Source organism: uncultured Maribacter sp. (assembly GCF_947500985.1).
GTDB lineage: Bacteria > Bacteroidota > Bacteroidia > Flavobacteriales > Flavobacteriaceae > Maribacter.
Map to the genome: position 1 here is coordinate 246,051 of NZ_CANMTX010000004.1, position 17,204 is coordinate 263,254.

The following is a 17,204-nucleotide window of genomic DNA, read 5'->3' on the forward strand; positions in this document are numbered from 1 at the left end:
AACTTAGCATATTTTGTAACTTTACAAACAATTAGCAGACTAACTGAACCATGGGAAAGCACGAGAGAAAGATAATGCCGGTTAAGCACCTCATAAGTTTTGAAAAACTTCTAGAGAAGTATGATGAACATTTGAAAGGTGATGATTCTTTTTTGGCGGCAACTGCTGAAAGGATATTGTCTATTGAAAAAGGTTTTCCTGAACTACGAGATGGTTTCTCAGATTTCACATTATTAGAGAAGAATAAAGACCTCATTAATCGTATTCTACAAGATACATTTACAGAAGCTTTAAGTGGAAACGAGATAAAGGTAGCAACCTTGCCTTATCAAGATATGATCATAAAGTCGTCTACGCGTTTTCAAAAAATTATTGAAGAAGCAGGTGATGATTATGTGCCGGAATTGAGGAATGTTGGCGATGATATGGATTATATCATGAGCTGTGTAGTAGTGTTGAATTATTACTATGGTTACCATTTAGATTTTAGTCGCCCTTATTTTTATGATATTCCAGATGCAAATGGTGTAATGCGACATTATCGTATTTTATATAATGCCGATTTTATTGACATTATACCTACAAAGAAGGCTAAAGAGGTTACTCAAGAAGATGTAGATGAATTATTGGCAAGCCCAAATGATATTAAACTTTGGATGGAAAAAATTCCTCCAGAGAGTTTTATATCCAAAGGTTTTGTAATTGCCAATTTGTTCGATGTTACTATGGAGCAGGCAATTTCGAATATTAAGTCAAAATTGATTTCAAAGAATACTATACAGCCTACGAATTTCATGCATGATTTGCAGGAAACTTTTAAGTCCTTCTTTAGGCTGCCTAATATTAAAGTAGGTTTTGCATCTTTTGATGCAAAGAAAAATGAGTTTGAAGAGGTGGCTGGTATGGGGTTTGAAAGTTTTTTATTGGGTGGTGAACACCATATGAACTGCAAGACTGCTTTATGTGAAGATTCTTATGATAAATTAATTGACCATAATTCATACTTTACTATAACAGACATGGATCGTAAAGTGGAACAGTCTGGTAATATGAATCCGTACAAGGGATTGAAAGAGCAAGGAATACAAAGTGCCATTTTTGCTCCCATAGCTTATGAAAATAATCTTTTAGGAGTTTTAGAGATTGTTTCTGAGAAGAAGGGTGTGCTTAATGGTGTAAATGCTCAAAAGCTAGATGATGTATTGCCATTTATTGTATCTGCTGTGGTACGTACCAAAAATGAAGAGAATAATAGAATAGACGCTATTATACAAAATGAGTGTACTTCTGTGCATTTATCGGTTTATTGGAGATTTCAAGAGGAGGCTAAAAAATTCATGATAGACGAAACTGAAGGTAGATCTCCTTCATTTAAAGAAATTGTTTTTAAAGATGTCTATCCATTATTTGGTCAAATTGATATAAAAGATTCTTCGCAAGCTAGAAATTTAGCCATTCAGCGAGATTTAATGATACAGCTTTCAGAAATAGATAATGTGCTGAATATTGCAGTAAAAACTTGGGATCTGCCAATCTATGAGGAATTAATTTTCAGGGTAAATAATCATCTAGAAAGTATAAAGGAAATGCTTTATACGAATAGCGAGCAGGCTATTTTTGATTTTGTACATGACGAAATATCTCCTGTTTTTGAGCACCTTAAAAAATCGAATAAAGACATAGAGAAGCATATTTTAAAATATGAGTCTAAAATTGATATGGGTACGGGGTCTTACTATGACCATAGAAAGAACTATGATGAAAGTGTAACATTGATCAATAAAAAGCTTTCATCTGTTATTGATAAAAGACAAGAAAGTGCGCAAGTAATGTTTCCTCATTATTATGAGCGTTACAAAACAGACGGTGTAGAGCATAATCTATACATTGGTGCGTCAATATCAGAAAGCAAGGAATACAATCCGTTATATCTTAATAATTTAAGGTTATGGCAATTGCAGGTAATGGTAGAAATGGAAAATGCACATTACGCACTAAAACCAAAATTACCGGTACCGTTAGATGCCGCTTCGTTAATATTGGTTTATAATACATCATTATCTATTCGTTTTAGAATGGATGAAAAACAGTTTGATGTTGATGGCACTTATAATGCACGTTATGAGGTAATAAAAAAGAGAATCGATAAATCTTATATAAAAGGTACCGACCAAAGGTTAACTCAAACAGGTGTACTTTCTATTGTGTATTCTCAAAAGAAAGATGAGTTAGAGTACCTAAGGTATATTAAATTCTTAAAGTCTAAAGGCTGCTTTACCAATAAGATAGAAATTATAGAGCTAGAAGGTTTACAAGGTGTATCTGGGTTAAAAGCTATACGAGCAGAAATTCTTTACAAAAGAGAACAAGAGCCAGAAAAGACATATACGTACCAAGATTTAATGGATGCTTTAAAAGAATAACACTTCACTTAGCAATTGTATTTTACGATCAGGGCCAAAGAATTTAAATGAAACGGCAAATGCTATTACAGATAGTATCATGCCAATCATGAATATGGTATAGGTCCAACGTAAAAGTGAATATTTTCTATTTAGAACTATCCCAAGAAAATAAAGATCTTTAGTTAAAGAGTTATAGATATAATCTTTGTCCTTTAGCATTTCTTTTATTGCCCATTCATACTCGCTCAATGCCATTTTGTGGAAGTTGCCGAAGAACAATAAGTTTACATTTTTGTTGGCGACATCTTCTTTGGTAAACTCACCGCTAGTAACATTTGGTCTTGTGGCCAGTACAGCTAGTACCATAGAAACGACACTAAAGAATACAAATATTACTGTAGGGTAAATAAGGTAATCGTTAGAAGGGTTGTCTAATTTTGGAATAAGATTAGATAGTGCTAATGATATTATAATAGCATTTACAGATAATAAAATGTTCGCCTTGGTATCTGCAATATCGCTGAGTGTAATATGGTTTTTTAGTGTTACACGATATAGCGTCTGAATACCACGGTCAGGACTTTCGCTCTTAAATTGTGCTTTTAGTTTCTCTTTTTTCGCAAGTTTCTTTTCAGACTTTTTGTCTTTTATTAGCTTTCTTAAGTTCTTGTCTTTTTTCTCAAGCCAGTTCTCTTTAGCGTAATCTGTATAATACTGGTGGTCTGTTCTAAATACTTGAATGTTGAGTTCTAACCATTCTTTTTGGCTGTAGTTTTTTAAGCCGAGCAACTTAAGTTCTTCACGTAAAAGATCAGACGTTTCTAAGTAACTACTCTGTGCAAAATGAGAAGAGTCTGCATCGCGAATAATCTGTTCCATCAAATTGTTTGGCTTTGCATTCCATTTCGTGGCAAGTATGCACGACTTCACCTTCTCAATCGCTTCTTTATTATATCCTTTTTTTGTCAAAAAATCCTCTGCAATTACACAACTGCTTTCTTCATGGTTAGCAGTGCCTTTTGTATAGCCGGTATCGTGTAGCCAAGCTACTAATACAAGAAGTTCTTTATCCTGATTGGATAGAGAACATGATTCCAGTAATTGTTTAGTACTTTTAACGACTCTTTGGGTGTGTCTTAGATTATGGTATAAAAACTTCTTATCCAAATGATTGGTAAGTAATTCAACTACATACTGTTGTGTGCTATCTAAGATATCTGACATAGAAAAAATTGGTTAGAATTATCCAAATTACAAAAATTTAAAGAGGGCAACGTTACTATGAAAAAAATATATGCATATCTGTCGGTTTTTATGTTTATTACTAGTTGTGCTACCTATAGTACCAAATATGTAGATGAAAAATACGCGATAGATGTAAACGAGTCTAAAGAGATATCTCATACGTTCTATTTAATTGGTGATGCAGGCTTATCTCCGATGGGCGGAATGAATCCTGCGCTGAAGATATTTAAAGATAGACTGGACCAAGCTGATAAAAATAGTACGGCTATATTTCTGGGAGATAATATATACCCGGCCGGTCTACCTGATCCAAAAGATTCAACGGTAGCATATAGAACAGCGAAGAATCATTTAGATGCACAATTAAATACACTGAATGATTTTAAAGGAAGACCACTTTTTATACCAGGTAATCATGATTGGTATACCGAAGGTTTGGTAGGTCTTGAACGAGAGGAAGATTACATTAAAAAAGTTTTAAAGGAAAAAGAAAAGAATCCATTTTTACCAGAAAATGGATGTCCGATCGATGTTGTAGAAATAGGGGATGATGTAGCAATTATAACAATAGACTCAGAATGGTATTTGACCAATTGGGATAAGCGCCCAGATATTAATGATAAATGTGACATAAAAAGTAGAGAAAAGTTTTTCTTAGAGCTTGAGGATGCGATAAAAGATTACCGTGATCGTACAACCGTCATTGCTATGCACCACCCTACCAATAGTTATGGTGAGCATGGCGGACAGTATTCTTTAAGAAAACAATTTTATCCTAAAAAAATGGCGGTGCCTTTACCTGTTTTAGGAAGCTTTATAAATGTGCTTAGAAGTACTTCGGGCGCATCTATTGAAGACGTAAATAACAAACGTTATAGAGAGTTAATGAACAGGGTAACTACCTTGGCACAGTATTCTGATCGCGTAATTTTTGCATCTGGTCATGAGCATACCTTGCAATATATTGTTGAAAATAATACCCCGCAGATTGTAAGTGGTTCTGGTGCAAAAGAAGGTTTTACCAAGTTGTTGAACGGTTCTCAGTTTAATACGGGTAAAATGGGGTATGCCACTTTAGAGGTATATAAAGATGGTTCGTCTAGAGTTAGATTTTATGGGGTAGGAGATGATGATCAAGAAGAGTTTTTATTTACAAATGAAGTATTGCCACCAACTAAGAACGAATATGTAGGTGAGTTTTCTGCACAATTTCCAGATAGTATAAGCGCATCTGTTTATAAGAAAGATGAAATTGACAAAAGTGGATTTTATAAAGGAATCTGGGGAGACCGTTACCGTAAATATTATGGTACAGAGGTAAAAGTGCCGACTGTAAATTTAGATTCATTAATGGGAGGTTTAGAGCCTGTTAAAAAAGGTGGCGGACACCAATCTAAATCATTGCGTTTACGTGCCAAAGATGGTAGAGAATATGTAATGCGAGCCTTAAGAAAAAGTGCCGAACTTTATTTGCAATCGATGGCTTTTCAAGATCAATATGTGCTCGATGATTTAAAGGAAACTTATACTCAAGAGTTATTACAAGATTTTTATACAGGATCACATCCTTTTGGTCCTTTTACAACAGCTGGTTTGTCTGATGCTGTTGGTGTCTATCATACTAACCCAGTACTGTATTATGTACCAAAACAGCCTGCTTTAAAGGAATATAATAACACCTTTGGTGACGAGTTATATATGATTGAAGAACATACTGGTGATGGTCATGGAGATTTGGCAAGCTTTGGATATTCAAATAATTTAACGAGTACCGATGGTATGCTTGAAGATCTTCGAGATGATGAAAAATACGAAATAGATAAAGACCTTTATTTGAGAGCACGACTTTTTGATATGGTTCTAGGCGATTGGGATCGTCATGTAGATCAGTGGCGTTGGGCAGAATTTAAAGACGAGAAGAAGGGTAAAACCATATACAGGCCGGTACCAAGAGATCGTGATCAGGTATTCTCTAAAATGGGCGATGGTGCTTTAATGAAAATAGCTACACGTATTATACCTGGTTTACGACTAATGGAAGGTTTTAATGAAGATATTAGAAGTGTAAAAGGGTTCAATTCTTCGCCTATGACCTATGTTTTAGACTTGACTTTATTGGGCGAGACAGAAAAAAGTCAGTGGATGGCGCAGGCAAAATACTTACAAGAAAACTTAAAGCCTAGTGATATTGATGAGGCATTTAAATCTTTTCCTGTAGAAGTACGCGATGAAACTGTAGATGAAATTAAAGAAACTCTTCTGGCACGTTTAAGTCACATTCAAGAAACTGCTAATGAGTATTATCAGATATTGAATAAATATGCTGTAGTTGCAGGTACAGATAAAGATGATTGGTTTGAGATTAACAGACTGAACGACGAAGAAACTGAAGTAAAAGTATTTAGAAACATTGGTGACAAGAAAAAGCGTTTGTTTTACTACAAGGTATTCACAAAAGAAGACACAAAAGAGCTATGGGTATTTGGTTTAGATGACGATGATATTTTTGAGATTAAAAATCCGTCTAATTTCTCTGGTATAAAAGTTAGAATTATTGGTGGTCATAATAATGATATTTATAGAGTAGAAGATGGCAGAGATGTAGCGTTGTATGATTTTAAAAGTAAAAAAAATACGTTTGAAAAAACTGGTGGTGCAAAAGTAAAACTTTCAGATGATTATGAGCTTAACACCTATCAGCCTTTAAAATTAAGAAATAGTTTCAACCAGATTATCCCTACAATTGGGTTTAATCCAGATGATGGTATGCGAATAGGTTTTGTAAATACGTATACTTATAACGGCTTTAGGCAGAATCCTTTTACCCAGCAACATACTTTTGCTGCATCTTATTATTTTGCGACAAGCGGATTTGATTTTAAGTATCAAGGTGAATTTGCACATGTATTTGAAAATTGGAATGCTGAGTTGAAAGCGCGATTTACGAGTCCAAATTTTGCCATTAATTTCTTCGGATTTGGGAATAATACCGAGAATTTTGATGATGATTTAGGTCTAGATTACAATAGGGTAAAACTTCGACAGGTAGATTTTTCTCCTTCATTGGTTTGGCGAGGGCAATTAGGGGCAAAGATAAAATTAGGATTGTCTTATGAGAATATCAGCGTTGAGGAAACCAATGACAGATTTATAAACACCTTCTATCAGCAAAATGGTGAAGAGACCAATAGCGATTTTGTAGGTGCACACGCTACCTATTCTTATGAAAATAAGGATAATGAAGCGTTCCCGACCTTAGGGATGTCATCATCATTAGAGGCAGGTTTCAAAGAGAATCTTTCAAAAGAAGGAGGTAGTTTTGGGTATATAATACCTAGCCTAGGTTTTGATTACAAATTGATACCTAATGGTAGGTTGGTATTGGCAACCAAATGGAAGGCGCATTTTAATATTGGTGATGAATACGAGTTTTACCAAGCTGCAAGTATTGGTGGTTTAGATGGACTTCGCGGATTTAGAAACCAGCGTTTTACGGGTAAAACATCGTATTATCAGAATACAGATATTAGATTTAGTTTAAAAAAGAAACGTACTCGATTATTGCCAACGGCAATGGGTCTTTTTGGAGGGTTTGATTATGGTAAAGTGTGGATACCTGAAATGAGTTCTGGTCGCTGGCACACTTCGTATGGCGGAGGGTTCTTTTTAAATGCCTCTGATATCATTTCTATAAATACTGCCATCTTCGCTAGTGAAGACGGACCAAGATTTACTTTTGGATTAGGATTCGGTTTTTAGATAAACCAGTTACTTTAAAGAATAGGTGTAAAGGTTACCACCTTCTCCGTGTGCTTGTTCATCAGAAATAAGCAAGGTGTTATCATTTAGAAAACAAACAGATTCTAATTGAGAGCGCGCTCCCAAATCAATTTCTTGCATCTTTCCTTTAGTGAAATCATCCCAAGTAAAATCTGTAAAAATAAAGAGCTTACCATAACTCAGGGCTATAATTTTATCTCTTTTTGGCGATATGTCTATAGAAGTTATTTGACATATATCCCAATCTGTACATGGTGTAAATGACCCAACGAGTGTAGCTTCATAATTACCTTTGATGTCAGGTACTGAATATATATGGGCTTCACCGGTAAATGATTTTGATCTGTTCTTAGTTACAATATATAATTTGTTGCCGTGGTGAAATATGGCTTCTGAATCATAGAAGAGAGCATCTTTCTTTGGAGGAAAGTCTTTTTGGTCAGGGTAACGAAGCTCAATTTTTTCAGCATCTATTTTGTCACCAGGTTCAATTGTTGGGTTGGGTAATTTAAGGATGACTAAATTTTTACGATCATTAACGTTATTACCAATATCAGCTATATAAAGATTACCAGCTGTATCTTTAGTAAGATCTTCCCAGTCATGGTTTTTACCGTTTTTAACCTCTAAGCTTTTAAGAATTTCTCCCTTTAAGTTTATCTGGTAAATTTCATCTTTGTTACCGCCATCTTCAACTACCCATAAAGTGGAATCGTTATATGATACGAGACCAGAATTTTCATCTAAACTTCCCGGTAGGTCTGCAATTACCTTAAGTTGCCCGTAATTATTACATGAAATAAGTGTGGTAAATAGTACAAAAGATGTTATAATTATTTTGTTCATATTATTCTGCTATTGGTATGAATACTTCGGCTTTCCAACGTAATGCATCTCCACCCATATTTGGGTTATTGAAAAAGAATTCGATGGGCTTAGGGTCAATCTTAATATTATTCTCTTTTGCATAATCTAGTAATGTATACCAAGTCCTGTCAGAGGTCATATAATTACCATTATAAATTGCTTTTAAAGATTTCATACCTATAAATTCTTTGTAAACAAGGTTTTTGATAAATGGTAGAGAATCGGTTTTGATGATAGGGTAACAAAAGTTAAAGCTAATACTGTCGTTTTGCATGTTCCAATCTGTAGTTTCTATAAAAGGTACGCCATTTACTTGAATTTCGTTACTGGCAATAACAGAATTTATAAAGGGGTAACTTTCCATCATTCCAAAAGCTTTGTTGCTCTGAAGCGTTTTATGTTCAACACAAGCGCAGTATGTAGAGGGTAGTTCATCTTCGCCCATAAGGGTTATTTTGAATTCCTTTCTATGTACATTTAAACTCTCAATGAAATCTGTAACTGTTTTTCTTGATTGTTTTTCAAAATTGGTATCTGAAAATGGAACAGCTATTTTATTGTTTAAACTAAAGTTAGCATCTTTTACGTCTACAACTATTTGAGAAGTTGAATCGTTAATAGGGCTAATGTTCCACTTATAAACATGGGTAGAATCGCCTGAAATAACCATTTGCTCTAGAGTGCCAATATTGCCCAATTGATGAATAGAAGCTTCTGGCAAAGTTTTATTCCATGCTTTTAATGCTTGGTTTATAGTACCCGTATTTGCTTTGGCAACTACCCGTATTTGGTAGTCTTGAGGTTTTATGAAAAAATACCAGAGTATTGCAATAGAAATGATGGCTATTGTAATGGTAATCAATTTTTTCATGCTAAAATTTAATTTTTCTTCATTTTGATTTTCGAATTCAACAATGCGCCAATTTTTCTGCCTTGGCCCACACCCACTTCGACAGCGGCTCTATAGTGAATTCCACCATACATTCTGCTTATGGCAGCCTCATCAGCAGCTTCGTTGAAAGAATTAAATTTTCTAATAGGTAGACCATACGGCGTTTCGGTATCATCTTCAAAACTAAAATTTTCACCAAAAATACTAGTTAAGGCTACTCCTGCAGCACCTGAAACGACACTGTGTCCACTAGTGTATTCTGGGAACGGAGGTGTTTGTAGAATTGGCTTCCAGTTTTCATCTATGTGCTGGTTGATCAGTGTTTCTGGTCTAATTAGATTACTGCGATATTTTTCATCCCAACAACTAATGAATGCGTCGGCGATTGCCATTGAGGTTTTAGTGTAAGCAAAAACGGTATCGTCGAAGTTACTATTGGTTTTTTTACTGGCAATTTTCGTAATACCTATCCAGTGTGCACCTGGGGTGATTTTTTTTGTGGCGAACATTAAGTGTCCTCTTGTAACCGATACATACGGATTGCAATCCCAGAATTTAGCAATTGCAACTTCGTCAGATTCATCACCATTTTCGGTTATTTCATTACTGATATTATAAACTTCAATCAGTTCTTTGTAAAAATCGGAGTCTTTTTCTAGTGAAAAAGGTGGAGGAGGAATTGGTTTGAACTGAGAGGCTGAGTCTATAATAAATGGGCGAATTTTGTTCCAGTGAGGCTCAATACCGTCCATGTAAGCTGGTGGTGTTGGTTGCCATCTGGTAGGGTCATCTGTATTTACCGTAAATTTTGGCATGGTACGGGTTTGACTATAATTGTCTTTTCCCATCCATTCTTTAATATGGTCTGCAACTTTTAATCCGTATGCTTTAGAAGCTTCGAACTCAGGTTCGTTCATTGACTTCCATTGAGCGAAAAGACTATCCTGTAATACATCAAACTTATCTTCAGAGAATATTAATTGTCTGCTAATATTCATATGCGCAATTAAGGCAGATAATCTAGGATTAATACCTGATACGGTGTCGATGGCAGGTATAGGTTTTAAATCTTTTATTTGACCAGATAATGATTGATAGTCAGGGTTTACTTGAGCAACAATTTCATAGGCAGCAATATTCGGATAAGCAAATATTCTACTTGCTACCGGTGGAGAGAAAATATCATGGATCATAATATCTATAATCTTGTCAATTGAATTGTGCAGTTGATCAGGAGATACTACTATAGGTTCTTGCTTTTTTTCGGTGCAGTTCGCTAATAAAAGCCCTGCGATTAAGATGATTAAATACCTTTTCATTGTACTATGGTTTGAGAATGCTATACACCTCTGCTGCCTCGTCATTAAATGTGAGCAAAAGGTATGTGTTGTTGATTGAGTTTATTATGTTCATGCTTCGAATCGATTTTCCCGTTAAATCGAGTCCTATTTCATTCGCTAAGGTAACATTGTTGCCAGTACTAATCAATGCTCCTGGAAAAGAATCAAAACGACCATGATATGGTTTTACGCCAAAATAATTTCCGGCAGCTAGTACTTCTGTGTTGTTATCACCATTAAAGTCATATTCTAAAAATGCCATAATGGGTGCCAACTGTAATTGATATCTAAATGGCACAAAAGTGAACTTGCCATTGTTGTTTTGTAGATACCCTGAACTTAGTATATGTACTTCTTGAATTTCTGCATTAGGTAACATATCCTCACCAAGAATTTCTTTCATCGATTTTCCTGCAAAAGAACTGTAGGTATTGAATTTTTTACGAAGAGAAACCAATTGGCTCGATAGTTCTTTTAATCCGTCAACAGGGTAGTCTCTACCGTCTTTATAGGTGCTAACAATGGTTTCCGTCGCTCCGTTTTTATCAAGGTCGCCGTAAAACATTTTCATCGGATGCTTTTGTGATGCAGTAAACTTGGTATTCATTCCCCAATTACCTAAAAGGTAGTCTTGGTCTCCATCACCATCCATATCAAAACTAGTAACAGCTTGCCATAAGCCGTTCATATCTTTATTTTCTAATGGCTGTATTTCTTTAAATTTACCTTGGTTGTTTTGAAAAAATCGTGGTGACATCCATTCCCCAACAAATAATATATCTTCCCAGCCATCATTGTTGAAATCGGTAACAATGGCATCGGTTATCATTCCTAATTTTTCAAAAGGATTATTGATTATTTTGAAATTGCCATTCTCATTTTCTAGAATATAGCTATTGGGTTTGTTTCCATAATCGGCACTGATAGATTGATTGCAAATTATAACGTCTAAATCGTCATCGTGGTCGTAATCTAACTTTAAAAGAATAGATGCATTTTCGAACATCTCAGGAAATTCTTTTTGAGTAAAAGTACTATCGCTTGCCACGTAGTACGAGTCAGTTAATGGCTTCATTTCATTAAAGAAGTCTGCCCCGCCAGTACCCACTATAATATCATTTTTACCATCACCATTGAAATCACCTATTAAAGAAGCAATATCTTCTTTAATGCTATCTTTTTTAATCTCCGGATAATTTTTTAATTGAAAATTGGAATCCCCTTGTATATAAATTTGAGATGGAATAAATTTAGCTCCTCCAAAGAAAATATCATCTTTTCCATCAGCATTTAAATCGCCAACACTCACAGCCGGACCTCTATCAGACATTTGATAAGGAATTAGCTTTTGGCGTAAATAATCACTGTAGGCATCTTCAATGTGTGTGTAGTTTATGCCTAAATTATCAGATGTTTTTTGAAATAATATGTGCTGTTTAGGGTGTAATGAAGTATAGTCGAAAGGTTGTACTTTATCAGGACTAAGATAAAGTGTTTGGTTGACGGCGATATTTTTCACCAATTGAGAGCTTTTGTCTGGCCATATAATTTTCAACGAATCAATATTTTTTAGTTCGCCGTAGCCAAAGTGTATAATGGGTTCAGAAGATGCTTGAAAGCCGCGAACGGTATACATTTCTTTAAACTGTTGAATTCCGTTAACATATGAAAACACCTTGGTGCCAATGCCGAATTTATTTTTATCGGAAAAATTTAGCTTAATTTTTAGCCAATTACGTTGGCTGTTTGTAGTGTTCTCTTGAATATTCGCAGGACTAAATAGATTGTTGGTTACTAAATCTAAATCTCCGTCATTATCTAAATCACTATAGGCTGTAGCTCCGGATATAATAGTGTCTTGAGCGATCCAAGATTTAGATTCATCTATAAATTGAAGATCTGCTGCTCCTTTAAAAATCATGTTACCGATAAAACCAGAAGGCATCATTTTAAGAGCTTTTTGATCTACTAGATTGGTATTGTTAATTTTTGACCGGATGTTTTCGTTAGATATGTAGTTGATATAGTCAAGATCGTTCGGTCGTTTAGGTATACCGTTACTAATGTATAAATCTTGTTCGCCATCTTGATTAAAATCACCAAACAGTGCACTCCAGCTCCAATCTGTCGAGGCTACTCCGCTCTGTAATGCTGTTTCTAAAAACTTACCGTTTGGTTGGTTCACAGATAGCATATTTCTAGTATACTGGTTGTGATAGCCAAAGGTTTCGGTTTTCATTTTTTGAATTTGAATATCATCATCACCTTCCGATGATTTTAACACAATTTCATCTTTACCCAACATGTCTAAAGAAATCAGGTCTGGTAACCCGTCATGGTTTATGTCTGCTACATCGCTACCCATCGAAAATCTAGTGGTATGCCCAAATGCTTCTTTAAGGCTTTCTTTAAAAGTACCATTACCATTATTTAAATAGTAATAATCATCTTCATGAAAGTCGTTGCCAATATATAGGTCAGGATAACCATCTTGATTAAAATCAGATACTGCGATACCTAGTCCATATCCATTTATACCGCCATAAATGCCAGCCTCTTCGCTGACATCTACAAATTTGCCATTGTCGTTACGTAGTAGTTTATCGCCTGTTTCGTATACTCTTTTGTAACGGATTTGTGCGTTTCCATAAGAGTCTTGGGTGTGTATGGCATGATTAAGAAGATACATATCTAAATCGCCATCTAGGTCGTAATCTAAAAAAGCAGCTGAAGAGCTGTACGATTCAAAATCCAATCCATACTCTGCGGCACTTTCTTTAAAAGTGGCATCACCTTGGTTTATAAAAAGTTCGTTATAACCATTGAATCCATTAAGGCCCACAACGGCACATACGTAAATGTCTAGAAGTCCGTCACCATTTACATCACCCATTATAGTGCCGGTATTCCAAGAACTATTCCCTGCAACGCCAGCTGTTTCGGTAATGTCTTCAAATTTCAGATTTCCTTTATTTAGGTATAATTTATTCTTTACTTGATTCCCGGAAAAATAAATATCTGGCAGGCTGTCATTATTAATATCACCAATAGCAACACCACCGCCGTTATAAAAATAGAGGTAATCTAAAATACTAAGGTCTTTAGATTCTGTTAGGGTATTTTCAAAAGTTATACCTGTTTTTTCGGCAGAATGCTTTAGAAATAATTCACCAGAATTTTCAGTACAACCAATGGCGAATATCAATAAACATATGTATAGTATGCTATTCTTCATCTAGGCGATACATTTTTGGAGTTTCGTTATTGATTGCTACGATAATGAATTGATTGCCTTTCTTGTCTTTTACTATTTTTAATTGCTTTACCTCATTTCGAATAAAGAAACCACTATCTGAATAATTTTGCCATTCAAAGTTCAACTTGCCATCGCCAAGTAATACGTTACCGTAATTAGCGTCTAGTCTAGAATATTGAGGTTTGAACTCGAAATTATTACCTGCCATAACCAAGTCTAAATTTCCGTCTTTATTGATATCAAGACATTGAATACCACAAATACATGAAAATTGAACTTGAGGTGGTAGTATTTTAATAGTAAAGTTGCCATTACCATCGTTTATAGCAATTATAGACTCAGAGATATTTGCCTGTTTAAGTATAGTATTGTCGATAATGTTCTTCGGAAATAACTCTTGGATTGTTTTTGATGCGTATTCAGAAGCTTTAATATTTTTCTTCTTTAGCGCTAATATTTGGGTCGTCAATTCCTTCTTTTGATGAAGAGGGTAATCGCCACCATCATAGTTTTGTGTGGTAATTTGTTCTATAGTGCCATCATTGTCAAAATCGTTAACCCACATTTTCATGGGTTGCCCAGGTTTTGGTTTGTAATGGAGATTACTACCCATATTACCTAAAATTAGATCTTTATCACCATCGTTGTCTAAGTCATACCCTTCAATAGCTCCCCACCAACCACTTAGGCTGTCTAAAGAGCTCTTTGAATCGCTAAGTCTTCTACCAGAGTTCTTGTAGATTTTAGGACTGCCCCAGTCAGACACGGTTACTAAATCATCTTTACCATCGCCGTCTATGTCTATCCATTTAGCATCAGTGATCATGCCGGCATCTTTTAAATCATAAGCAGAACGCTCGGTAATATCTGTGAAAGTTCCGTCTCCGTTATTCAAAAGAAAAAGGTGGTCAGGGTTTATGCCGTAGGTGCCAACAACACTTCTTGAGCCAACGAAAATATCAATGTCACCATCTGCGTCAAAATCTGACGGAGCTATTACGGCAACATTTTTATTGATACTCGGTAGTTTGTTTGTGCTCAATGAGAAATTACCTTTGCCATCATTTAGGTACAATCGAATTCCATAATAGCCTTGCATACCTAATTCGTTGCCGCCGGTACCAACTATAAGATCTAAATCACCATCATTATCAGAATCGAAGAACGAGGCAGTGGTATCTTCTAATAGGGCTTCTGCTTCAAAATACTTTACAATAGGTTTAGAAAGTGATCCATTACCATTATGTAGATATAAAGCACCAGCTTGATTTTTTGCTCCGCCGATAAAAATATCATCGTTTCCGTCACCGTTTACATCACCAACGGCTAAACCAGGTCCTTCTTCTGCTAATGATTTAGAAATCAATCCCTCATTATCAAAATCCATATAGCTATTTTCTTTATGTGTCAAGAAGGTTTTATTGTCAATAGCTTTCAAAAAAGTTGAGGTTTCTGTTTTTTTAATTTTAAATGTCTCTTTGGCTTCGTCTTGCTTAAATGTAATGGTTTGGTTCGCTTTTACATTTTTCAATTTAGTGGTTGCGTCATTAGGCCATATGATACGAATAGAATCTAACATTTCTGTTGCTCCCAAACCAATAGTCATTGGATACTCTACTGATGATTGAAAACCTCTTGAAGGCATCAAGGTCTGATCTATAATATTATTTGGGTAGTAAAGGCGCGCAACGGTGCCAATCCCAAATTTATTACCATCATTTCCTTTAAATTTTAACTTTATAAAGTTGTTTTTAGATTGCGATTCAGAATTGTTACGATAAACAAAAGTCTCCATGTTTACGTTATTGACCACAAGATCTAAATCACCATCATTATCTAAGTCGCCATATGCAGAACCGTTTGAGCGACTAGGTATTTCAAATCCCCACTGTTTATTGTAATTACTAAAGGTGATATCTCCATTATTTCGATATGCATAATTTGGTAATGGAGTAACTGGCATTTTGTTGATAATTGAATCAATAGACTCTTTTCTACCGGTCAAAGCCATTTTTTGAATGATTTCGTTGGCAAAGAAATCAACAAAATCTAAATCAGTAAGGTCATGATTGATACCATTGGTAATGTAAATATCCTTTAGACCATCATTGTCCATGTCGAATAACAGTCCAGACCAGCTCCAGTCAGTAGCTTCAACGCCACTGTAGTAGGCAATTTCAGAAAAAGATCCATTACCGTTGTTCAGTTGTAATGTATTTTGAATGTACTGCTGATGAAAATCTTTACTCTGTTTAAGTTTGAAAATGTTATACCCTTCAAATTCCATTACAGATTTTACACGTTGATCAGGCTCAGGTAGCATATCGGTTATGAAGATATCTGTAAGTCCGTCATTATTGATATCTGCCATATCAACACCCATTGCAGATAAGCTTAAGTGATTGGTCCATTTTTGAACCTCTTCTCTAAATGTTCCATCTTGGTTGTTAATGTATAAATAGTCTCTTTCATAAAAATCATTAGAAACGTATATATCTGGATACAGATCATTGTTAATGTCTATTACCATAACTCCAAGACCAAAACCTATAAGGCTGCCGTAAATGCCAGCTTTTTCACTAACATCAACGAATTTACCGTTATCATTTCTTAAAAGCATATCGCCTACACCTCTAAAAATTTTTGGCACACCTTCCCAGTCTTGAGCTCTTACTTCGCGTTGTTCTGCATAACCAAGGCTACTTACAGGAATATTACTATTGTTAAGAATGTAGGCATCTAAATCGCCATCTTTATCGTAATCAAAGAAAGAAGCATGAGTAGAAAATCCTGTTTCTGCTAAATTATACTCATGGGCCTTTTCAATAAAAGTGCCGTCTCCATTATTAATGTAAAGATCATTATCATGGTTGTTGCCTTCCATGTTACCGGCATTACTAACGTAAATATCTAAAAACCCATCATTATTGATGTCCGCCATCACAACACCTGTAGACCAAGGCTTATTTCCTGATATTCCGGCAGTTTTCGAAATATCTGTAAATTTCATATCGCCTTTGTTAAGAAAAAGCTTGTTTGGCTCCATGTTTCCGGTCAAAAAAACATCAGATAATCCGTCATTATTAATATCTCCAATTGCTACGCCACCACCGTTATAAAAGTTGCGATATTTAAATATGTTGAATTCTTTTGAGTTGGCAACTTTATTTACAAACGAAATACCTGTTTCTTCGGGTTGTAATAAGGTAAACAATGTTGGTTCTTTTTTTTCTTCTGATGTGTTTGCATCTTCTTTAGGTCTACAAGAAAAGAAGAGGGAGAAAAATAAACCAAGACAGCTTAGTTTAAGCAAATTAGAGTTCATTTTTGAGTATGTTTGAAATAGCACTTTGAGTTATTTTTTAAGCTATTAAAGTTAAGTTAGTAACCTGTGTAATAGTTAGTTCAAAATTAATTTG

The 17,204-nt window shown here is 35.1% G+C and carries 8 protein-coding genes; 2 read left to right on the forward strand and 6 right to left on the reverse strand.

The genetic code is table 11. The features are described 5' to 3' along the window. The first annotated feature begins 50 nt into the window (after positions 1–50). Positions 51–2,423: a GAF domain-containing protein gene (locus Q0871_RS10455; protein ID WP_299322150.1), complete on the forward strand. Its 2,373-nt coding sequence runs from the start codon at positions 51–53 to the stop codon at positions 2,421–2,423. Here the strand turns inward: Q0871_RS10455 and Q0871_RS10460 are convergent. Further along, positions 2,412–3,629 carry a Pycsar system effector family protein gene (locus tag Q0871_RS10460; RefSeq protein ID WP_299322151.1) on the reverse strand — a complete coding sequence of 406 codons (1,218 nt, stop codon included), beginning with the start codon at positions 3,627–3,629 and terminating at the stop codon, positions 2,412–2,414. The genes Q0871_RS10455 and Q0871_RS10460 overlap by 12 nt on opposite strands. A gap of 57 nt (positions 3,630–3,686) precedes the next feature. Between Q0871_RS10460 and Q0871_RS10465 the strand changes: the two genes are divergently transcribed. Then, a complete protein-coding gene (locus tag Q0871_RS10465) occupies positions 3,687–7,409 on the forward strand; it encodes a metallophosphoesterase (RefSeq protein WP_299322154.1) in 3,723 nt (1,240 codons plus the stop codon). 9 nt (positions 7,410–7,418) lie between these two features. Here the strand turns inward: Q0871_RS10465 and Q0871_RS10470 are convergent, their stop codons facing one another. From Q0871_RS10470 to Q0871_RS10490, 5 genes are read right to left on the reverse strand one after another with little or no spacing between them, the layout of a single operon-like run. Then, positions 7,419–8,276 carry a hypothetical protein gene (locus Q0871_RS10470; protein WP_299322157.1) on the reverse strand — a complete coding sequence of 286 codons (858 nt, stop codon included), beginning with the start codon at positions 8,274–8,276 and terminating at the stop codon, positions 7,419–7,421. Position 8,277: 1 nt separating this feature from the next. Further along, positions 8,278–9,168 carry an AraC family transcriptional regulator gene (locus Q0871_RS10475; RefSeq protein ID WP_299322159.1) on the reverse strand — a complete coding sequence of 297 codons (891 nt, stop codon included), beginning with the start codon at positions 9,166–9,168 and terminating at the stop codon, positions 8,278–8,280. An 8-nt stretch (positions 9,169–9,176) separates the two neighbouring features. After that, positions 9,177–10,508, reverse strand: coding sequence for a vanadium-dependent haloperoxidase (locus Q0871_RS10480; RefSeq protein ID WP_299322161.1), 1,332 nt, complete (start codon positions 10,506–10,508; stop codon positions 9,177–9,179). A 4-nt stretch (positions 10,509–10,512) separates the two neighbouring features. Beyond that, positions 10,513–13,764, reverse strand: a complete 3,252-nt coding sequence (locus tag Q0871_RS10485) for a VCBS repeat-containing protein (RefSeq protein ID WP_299322164.1) — start codon at positions 13,762–13,764, stop codon at positions 10,513–10,515. Next, entirely contained in the window at positions 13,754–17,110 is a 3,357-nt protein-coding gene (locus Q0871_RS10490) for a VCBS repeat-containing protein (protein ID WP_299322166.1), read from the reverse strand. Before Q0871_RS10490 ends, Q0871_RS10485 begins: the two co-directional genes overlap by 11 nt. Positions 17,111–17,204: the final 94 nt, after the last annotated feature.